This window comes from Streptomyces lushanensis, assembly GCF_001700515.1.
Taxonomy (GTDB): Bacteria; Actinomycetota; Actinomycetes; order Streptomycetales; family Streptomycetaceae; genus Streptomyces; species Streptomyces lushanensis.
Genome location: NZ_MAUD01000366.1, coordinates 1 through 7,919, shown reverse-complemented (window position 1 = coordinate 7,919; position 7,919 = coordinate 1). Strand labels below are relative to the sequence as shown.

The window sequence follows — 7,919 nt, the reverse complement described above, 5'->3', positions numbered from 1 at the left end:
GATCGGTTCCCGCAGCACGCTCCGGGCCGTGTACCGGTACATGGCCCGCAGCGTGCTGCGGGAACCGATCTCGCGGGTCCAGTTGATCAGCACACTGCTCGGGCACACCACCATGAAGTGTGTGCCGCCACGGGCCGCGAGATGCGCGAGAGCCGCGATGGCCTGCACGGTCTTGCCGAGTCCCATCTCGTCGCCGATGATCACCCGCCGCTGGGCCAGCGCGAACCGCGCCCCGAACGACTGATAGCCGCGCAGCGACACCCGCAGCCGGGTGTCGTCCAGCGGCTGGGCCCGTACCCGGCCGGCGATCTCGGACGGCAGGAAGCCCTCGGCGGCGGCGACATCGGGAGTCCCGCCCGCCGTCTGCGCCAGGACGCCGTAGTACTCGGCCGAGCGCAGCTCGAAGTCGATCCATGCCTCGATCTCCGAGGCCGGCTCGCGCAGCAGATCCACCGACATCTGCGCGAGCAGCAGCGGTACCTCCGCCTCCGCCGTCTCGTCCAGCAGCCGCCGGATCCGGCCCGTCGCACCGAGCGCCCGCGCCCTGCCGTCCCGTCCCGCCAGGGCGAGGCGCAGCCGGCCGCGCGCGGGAGCCGCCTCCGGCAGCAGCGCGCGCAGCTCCGTGGCGAGCCGCTCCGCGGTGTCATGCGCGCGTCGCAGCCCCGGACCGGCCTCGACCAGCCGGTGCAGGGCGAGGACCAGCGCGGTGGTACGCGGCTCCGGGCGGTCGACATCGATCCGTAAGGACACGGTCTCGCCGACGGCCTCGGCGATCCGCGTGGCCGCCGCCACCGCCTGGTCGGCGGTACGGGCCCCGACTCCCGGCACCCGGCGCAGGGCGTGCCTGCCCGCCTCGTACACCTCGTGCACGGAGGTGAGTCCCGCCTGTTCGAGGGCGCCGAGCCGGAGCCTGCCCGCGGTGACATCCCGTAGCCGGGAGACCGGGATCGCCTTCAGCTCCGTTTCCATCAGCTCCTGTCGGAGCGGGGTGAAGGCCTCCCGTACGGCGGTGACGGCGCGGGTGTGGTCGTCGAGCAGCCGCCGGGCGGTGTCCAGCAGCCGCTCCGCCGCGTCGAGCGCGGCCCTCGCCCTTCTGCCGACGAGCACCGGACCGTGTCCCGGCGTGACACCCGCACCCTTCATGGCGCCTCTCCGTCTGCCCCGCTCGACCGGCCCGAACGGCCCCGTCCCGACCGGGTCATATGCTCCCATGCCCGGCACGGGCCATCGGCCGGTGATGACCGCGCCAGAAGCTCAAAACTAAACGAACGGTCGTGCTAATATTTCCCCACTCCGCCGGCCGACCAAGGAGATCCGGGCAATGGCACCCATGGCTGCGCTCCTTCGCACCGCCCTCAACACCACCTCGTATCTCGCCCCCGGACTCGCCGGACGTGCCGCCTTCGCCGTGTTCCGCCGGCCGACCGGCCGCAGCAGACCCCGCCCCGACGAGCGCGAGGTGCTCGCCGCCGCCCGCACGGGACGGATCACCGTCCAGGGCACGTCCGTCGTCACCTACCGCTGGGGCGACGGCACACGGCCGGTGCTGCTCGTGCACGGCTGGTCCTCGCGCGCCTCACGGTTCTCGCACTTCGTCACCGCGCTGTGCGAGCTGGGATACAGCCCGGTCTCCTTCGACGCCCCGGGGCACGGCGACTCGTCGGGGCGGGGCGTGACGATCCGTGAACTCCGCGAGGTCATGGTGAGGTTGCACGGGCAGTACGGCCGGTTCGAAGCCGTCGTGGCGCACTCCTTCGGCGTGCTCGCCACCTTCTTCGCGCTGCATGACGGTGTCGAGACCCGCCGCGTGGTCGGGATCGGCGGAGTCGCCGAGTTCAGCCATGCCCTGGAGGGGTTCCGAGCCACGCTCGGTCTGCGCGAGCGGGTCACGGGGGAGCTGCGCGCCCATGTGGAGCGGAAGCTGTTCCCGGGCGAGCCGGACATCTGGCGGCGCCTCGACGCCACCTACCGTCCGGACGAGATCGACGCCGACGTCCTGCTCTTCCACGACGAGAACGACGACACGGTGCCGCTGAGCCAGTCCCAGGCGCTCGTCCGCGCGTACGCGGCGCGTCGGGACGCGGAGGGCGCCGGCGTCCGGCTGGTGGTCACCCGCGGGCTGGGACACCGGCGGATCCTCGGCGATCCCGAAGTGGTCGCCGCCGCCGTGGACTTCGTACGCTCGGAACAGCCGCAGCCGCAGCCGCAGCCGCAGCCGCAGCCACGGACGCAGTCGCGGTCCGCGTCCGACGGGCCCGCCGCCGGTCCGCTCCCGGGCTCAGCCGTTCTCTGAGGTCCGCGCCGGCACCCGGGCCCGCACGGTCGGTACGGCTCGTGCGCCGGAGAACTCCGGGACCTCCGGCAGACCGTCCGGATCGGTCGCCGCGGCACGCAGACGGTACAGAATGCCCCGGGCGGCCCGTTCGTACGCGACCTCGTCGCCATGCAGCACCGACTGCGCGTTGGCCGCCTCCATCAGCGCGATGATCTCGAACGCGAGCTGCGGCACGTCCAGCTCGGCGACGAAGCCGCCCGCGCGCCGCGCCTTGTCGACGGTGCGCTCCACATAGCCGACCCAGTCGGCGCGGGCCGTGGCGATCGCGTCGTGCACCGGCCCGCCGCGCGCGTCGAACTCCGCGGAGACGGCGTAGAAGAAGCAGCCGCCGGCGAAGACACGGTCCGCCGAGTACGCCAGCCAGTTACGGCACAGCTCCCACACCCGGCCGGTGCCCGGAGGCAGCTCGCGCGTCGGCCGGACGACACACTCGCTGTAGAGGTCCACGGCCGCGCGGACCGTCGCGAGCTGGAGCTCCTCCTTGGAACCGAAGAGCGCGAAGACACCGCTCTTGCTCAGCTTCAGCTCGGTGGCGATACGGCCGAGGGAGAGCCCTTCCAGCCCTTCCACCGACGCGATGTCCATCGTCCGGTCGAGCACCAGCCGCCGGGTCTGATTGCCGCGCTCGACACGTCCGTCCACGCGTTCCGCCGGGCGTGCGGCCGTCGGCCCGCCCATGGATGTGCTCATCTCCCCACTGTACTGAACGCACGGTCGTGCACTCTCCCGCCCGGTCCCGCGCCCGGTCCCCTGGCCGTCCGCTGCCGCCGGCCGGCGGGACACTGCATGCGCGGCGCGTCCGGGCGGGGCAGACTCGGGGGGAGAGCGGCGGGATCCCATGAAGGAGCGCACCATGCTCACCAGCCCTTACGCGCCCGGATCCCCGATCCGGGTCGAGCTCAGCACTCCTGACATCGAGGCCGCGACGGCCTTCTACAACGGACTGTTCGGCTGGACCTTTGTCCCCGCGGGCCCCGACACCGGCGGCTACGGTCTGCTCCGGCTCGGCGGCAGGACTGCCGCCGCCGCCATGCCCATGCCGACCGATGAGGGACCGACGGCCTGGTTCCTGTTCTTCCGAACGGCCGACGCGGACGCGACGGCCAAGGCCGTCCACCGGGCGGGCGGTTCCGTGCTGCTCGGGCCCACGGATGTCATGGAGTTCGGCAGGACGGCCGTCCTCACCGACTCCGTCGGCGCCCGGTTCGCGGTGTGGCAGCCGGGCGCGAACAAGGGCCTGGATGTCGTCGACGAGCCGGGCGGCCTCTGCTGGTGCGAGCTGTACACACCGGACGAGGGCGCCGCGTACACCTTCTACCACGAGGTCTTCGGCTGGGAGACCACCAGTATGCCGATGCCCGACGGCAGTGGAACGTACCGGATGGCGCATCCGGCGGGCCGGGGCCCGGAGGCCATGTTCGGCGGCTTCGTCACACTCGGCTCCGATCCGGCGGAGGCCGGCGGCGGACCGCACTGGCAGATCTACTTCGCGGTGACGGACTGCGACGCCTCCGTGTCGGCGGCCAGGAAGCTGGGCGGTACGGTCAGGGTCGCGCCGACCGACATCGAGGGCGTGGGGCGGTTCGCCAAGCTCACCGATCCCCACGGCGCGCGCTTCGCGCTGATGCAGGGAGTGGACCAGGACGTCTGACGGCCCGAACGCGCGTCCCGCGTCCCTCCATCGGCCCCGACACGCCCGTTTCGCGGAGGCATTGACGCTTCGTCAAGCAACCGTTTATCGCGGCCGGGCAACCTGTCGGGTATGCCGATCAACATCACCGACATCACCACCCGCGCGACTGCGACCCAGAGCACCGAGTACGAACTCTCCTGGCAGGAGAGCGCGCTGTGCGCCCAGACCGGTCCTGACTTCTTCTTCCCGGCCCCCGGCTCCTCCACCCGTGAGGCGAAGCGGCTGTGCGGCGCGTGCGAGGGCCGGGAGGCCTGCCTTCAGTACGCCCTCGCCAACGACGAGCGGTTCGGCGTCTGGGGCGGGCTCTCCGAGAAGGAGCGCCAGAAGCTCCGGCGCACCTCGGGAAACTGAGAGCCGGCCCCTGGAGCCCGGTCGTGCCCGGTCGCGGAGCCCGCTCGCGCGGCGGCCGGCCGGGCCGGGCCCGGTGGCCGGCGGACCTCGGCGCGCCGCGTCAGGTCAGTGCGCCGCGTTCGGTCAGTGCGCCGCGATCCGGAAGGTCTCTCCGTACATCTGCCAGCTCAGCGGCGGGTCGAGGGCCATGTTGCCGTCCCGCAGGAAGACCCGCTGAGCGGTGTCGACACGGGACGAGTCCCGCTGCGTCGTGACGAGTCCGCTCTTGATCACGGACCGGTTGGCGTCCAGGAAGGCGTCCAGATAGGCCTTCTCGTCGCCGCCGCGGTCCGGGGACTTCGCCCGCTTCATCGCCGTGTCACGGATGCCGTAGAAGCCGTGGGCGTCGAGCCCGGGGCCGTGCAGCACCATCGCGTCGTAGTAGACGAACTGCCCGAGCGTGCCGAGTCCGTCCAGCTTGGCCAGCCGGACGGCCGGTTCGAAGTAGATCCGGTCACGGATCCTGTCCTGCGCCGTGCGGAAGTCGGCGGATTCCGCGGCCTTCGCCCAGGCGTCCCGGAACCCGGGATCGAGTCCCTCGTGCGAGTCGGTGCCGTCCACGGCGCGCAGCGCGGGGAGATACGGCGCGAGCGGATTGTCCGGATGGCTCCTGGTGTACGACTCGACGAGCTGCCGCATGTCGTTGGTGCCGGAGCAGAAGCCGATGATCCCGGCCGTGTAGCCGTTGCCGTCACCGAGGTCCTCGATGGCGCCGTACAGGCTCCGCCAGTCCAGGGTGGAGTTCTCCGCGCTGGCCACGAGCCGGGCGGCGATCTCCTTCTTCTCCGGGGCCGCGAGTCCGGGCGGCATGCTGTCGATCCGCTCCCGTACCTCGTCCTCGTTCTCCAGGGCACCGGGCGCCAGCGGATTGGGCGCGCCGCTCCGCTCCGGATAGGACGGCGGATGGTCGGCGAGCACTTCGGAGCCGTCGCCGGCTCCGAAGATCACGGCAGTGGCCACGACAATGGGCGCGCCTATGAGGAAAAGGCGCGTGACAGGCTTCATCCGGCACAGCGTACGAGGCAATGACCGGGGCGGGCGAACACTTCCCCGAAAACCGACAACATGTACGACAGGGCCGGACAAAGCCTGGACCGACAGCGCGCCGGGCAGGGCCGGGGTCAGCCCGCGGCGCGCGCGGCCATCCGTGCCTTGCGGGCGGCGAGCCTCTCGTCGAACTTGCTCGCCTCGCTGTTCAGCCCGCCCATGTACAGACCGAGCTCCTCCTGCGCCCTGAGCCCTTCCGGGCCCAGCCCGTCGATGTCCAGCACCTTCAGGAACCGCAGTACCGGCTGGAGTACATCGTCGTGGTGGATCCGCATGTTGTAGATCTCGCCGATGGCCATCTGCGCGGCGGCGCGTTCGAAGCCCGGCATACCGTGTCCCGGCATCCGGAAGTTCACGACCACGTCCCGCACGGCCCGCATGGTCGGATCAGGCGCGATCTCGAAGGCCGCGCCCAGCAGATTGCGGTAGAAGACCATGTGGAGGTTCTCGTCGGTGGCGATCCGCGCCAGCATCCGGTCGCAGACCGGGTCGCCCGACTGATGTCCGGTGTTGCGGTGCGAGACGCGGGTGGCCAGCTCCTGGAAGGCCACGTACGCGACCGAGTGCAGCATCGAGTGGCGGTTGTCGGACTCGAAGCCCTCCGACATGTGCGCCATCCGGAACTGCTCCAGCTTGTCCGGATCGACGGCCCGTGACGTGAGCAGATAGTCACGCATCACGATGCCGTGCCGGCCCTCCTCCGCCGTCCACCGGTGCACCCAGGTGCCCCAGGCTCCGTCGCGGCCGAAGAGGCTGGCGATCTCGTGGTGGTAGCTGGGGAGGTTGTCCTCGGTCAGCAGATTCACCACGAGTGCGATCCTGCCGATCTCGGTGACCTTCGACTGCTGGGGCTCCCAGGCCTGGCCGTCATCGAATATCCCCGGGAAGTTGCGGCCGTCCGTGAAAGGAACGTACTCGTGCGGCATCCAGTCCTTGGCGACCTTGAGATGACGGTTGAGCTCCTTCTCCACCACCTCTTCCAGCGCGTACAGCAGTCGGGCGTCGGTCCACGCGTCCGAACTGCCGAGGTGGGGGGAAACGAGTGTCACGGGTGCTCCTGGGGACGGGAGAGTGTTTACCTACGGGTTCGTAGGTTACGACACCGTAGGTTAAAGCCGTAGTAAGCCGGAGGCCAAGCCCGCAGCATTCGAATCTCCTTACGCACAGCGATGGCCGTCTCTCCCGCGGGGCGAGCGGGGCTGGTCCGGGCCCCGGACCCGGGCTGGTCCGGGCCCGAGGCCGGGCTGGTTCGGGCCCGCCCGGAGCCGGCCGGGACCGGGCCGAGCCCCGGACCGGCCCCGAACGGCGCCTAGACGTACGGCAGTTCCGTCTCCCGTACCTCCTCGGCGCTGGTGTCCCGCAGTTCTCCGTCGAGCAGCAGCCAGCGCGTGGCGCCGATCGACTCCAGGAAGGGAAGATCGTGGCTCGCCACGATGAGCGCGCCCTCGTACGACTCCAGCGCGGCGGTCAGCCGGCGCACGCTCGCGATGTCCAGATTGTTCGTCGGCTCGTCCAGCATGAGCAGTCGCGGGGCGGGCTCGGCGAGCAGCAGGGCGGCGAGCGAGGCACGGAAGCGCTCCCCGCCCGAGAGCGTCCCGGCCGGCTGATCGGCCCGCGCGCCACGGAACAGGAAGCGCGCCAGGCGCGCCCTGATCAGGTTGTTCGTCGCGGCGGGCGCGAGGAGCGCCACGTTCTCCACCACGCTCAGCGAGTCGTCCAGCACATCCAGCCGCTGCGGCAGAAAGCGCACCGGCACATGGGCGAGCGCCTCACCGGAGACCGGCTCCAGCTCCCCGGCGAGCGTGCGCAGCAGCGTGGTCTTGCCCGCGCCGTTGCGTCCCACGAGGGCGATCCGCTCCGGGCCGTGGATCTCGAACGAGCCCCTGGCCCCGGCCCCGTGGCGCAGCTCCAGCTCGCGCAGGCTCAGTACGCTCGTGCCCGGATGGACCTTGGTGTACGGCAGCTCGATCCGGACCTCGTCGTCGTCCCGTACCGCCTCCAGCGCATCGTCCAGACGCTCCTTCGCCTCGGTGAGCCTCTCGGCGTGCATGGCGCGGTGTTTGCCCGCGGACTCCTGGGCGGTCTGCTTGCGCAGGTTCATCACGATGCGCGGCTCCCGCTTGCTGTCGTACATCTTCCGTCCGAAGCGCGCTCGTTTGGCCAACTTGACCTGTGCGTCGGCCAGTTCACGCTTCTGCCGCTGCACGTCGGCCTCGGCGGCCCGCACCGTGCGCTCGGCCGCCTCCTGCTCCTGGGCCAGTGCCTCCTCGTACGCGGAGTAGTTGCCGCCGTACCACCTCACCTCGCCGTCGTGCAGATCGGCGATCTGGTCGACGCGTTCCAGCAGTTCACGGTCATGGCTGACCACCACCAGCACGCCGGACCAGGACGCGACCGCCGCGTACAGCCGCCGCCGCGCGTGCAGATCGAGATTGTTCGTCGGCTCGTCCAGCA

General features: G+C 71.1%; 7 protein-coding genes and 1 pseudogene. 3 read left to right on the top strand and 5 right to left on the bottom strand.

The genetic code is table 11. From position 1 onward, the window contains the following. A pseudogene (locus tag BFF77_RS26275) lies at window positions 1-1,143 on the bottom strand (SNF2-related protein); the annotation flags it as partial. Window positions 1,144-1,321: 178 nt separating this feature from the next. Here BFF77_RS26275 and BFF77_RS26270 point away from each other — a divergent pair. Then, window positions 1,322-2,293 (top strand): alpha/beta fold hydrolase, encoded by a 972-nt coding sequence (locus tag BFF77_RS26270; RefSeq protein WP_066954320.1) that lies wholly within the window; start codon window positions 1,322-1,324, stop codon window positions 2,291-2,293. On the opposite strand, the gene BFF77_RS26265 is transcribed toward BFF77_RS26270, so the two are convergent. Next, window positions 2,279-3,025: a TetR/AcrR family transcriptional regulator gene (locus BFF77_RS26265; protein WP_245703718.1), complete on the bottom strand. Its 747-nt coding sequence runs from the start codon at window positions 3,023-3,025 to the stop codon at window positions 2,279-2,281. The two genes, BFF77_RS26270 and BFF77_RS26265, sit on opposite strands and share 15 nt — an antisense overlap. Window positions 3,026-3,188: 163 nt before the next feature. On the opposite strand from BFF77_RS26265, the gene BFF77_RS26260 reads away from it, so the two are divergent. After that, window positions 3,189-3,986 (top strand): VOC family protein, encoded by a 798-nt coding sequence (locus BFF77_RS26260; protein ID WP_066954317.1) that lies wholly within the window; start codon window positions 3,189-3,191, stop codon window positions 3,984-3,986. 111 nt (window positions 3,987-4,097) lie between these two features. Next, window positions 4,098-4,379, top strand: coding sequence for a WhiB family transcriptional regulator (locus BFF77_RS26255; RefSeq protein ID WP_066954314.1), 282 nt, complete (start codon window positions 4,098-4,100; stop codon window positions 4,377-4,379). 123 nt (window positions 4,380-4,502) lie between these two features. Here the strand turns inward: BFF77_RS26255 and BFF77_RS26250 are convergent, their stop codons facing one another. The 3 genes from BFF77_RS26250 to BFF77_RS26240 form a co-directional block, all read right to left on the bottom strand. Next, window positions 4,503-5,423, bottom strand: coding sequence for a chitosanase (locus tag BFF77_RS26250; RefSeq protein WP_066954311.1), 921 nt, complete (start codon window positions 5,421-5,423; stop codon window positions 4,503-4,505). Between the two features lie 116 nt (window positions 5,424-5,539). After that, complete coding sequence (locus BFF77_RS26245; protein WP_066954308.1) at window positions 5,540-6,514, bottom strand: acyl-ACP desaturase; 975 nt, start codon at window positions 6,512-6,514, stop codon at window positions 5,540-5,542. 260 nt (window positions 6,515-6,774) lie between these two features. Next, window positions 6,775-7,919: ATP-binding cassette domain-containing protein (locus tag BFF77_RS26240; protein ID WP_066954304.1), on the bottom strand; the 1,145-nt coding region annotated here is incomplete at its 5' end.

Excerpts from the sequence above, each read along its gene's own strand:
- BFF77_RS26270 (WP_066954320.1), top strand. The coding sequence starts at position 1,322 with ATGGCACCCATGGCTGCGCTCCTTCGCACCGCCCTCAACACCACCTCG.
- BFF77_RS26265 (WP_245703718.1), bottom strand. The coding sequence starts at position 3,025 with ATGAGCACATCCATGGGCGGGCCGACGGCCGCACGCCCGGCGGAACGC.
- BFF77_RS26260 (WP_066954317.1), top strand. The coding sequence starts at position 3,189 with ATGCTCACCAGCCCTTACGCGCCCGGATCCCCGATCCGGGTCGAGCTC.
- BFF77_RS26255 (WP_066954314.1), top strand. The coding sequence starts at position 4,098 with ATGCCGATCAACATCACCGACATCACCACCCGCGCGACTGCGACCCAG.
- BFF77_RS26250 (WP_066954311.1), bottom strand. The coding sequence starts at position 5,423 with ATGAAGCCTGTCACGCGCCTTTTCCTCATAGGCGCGCCCATTGTCGTG.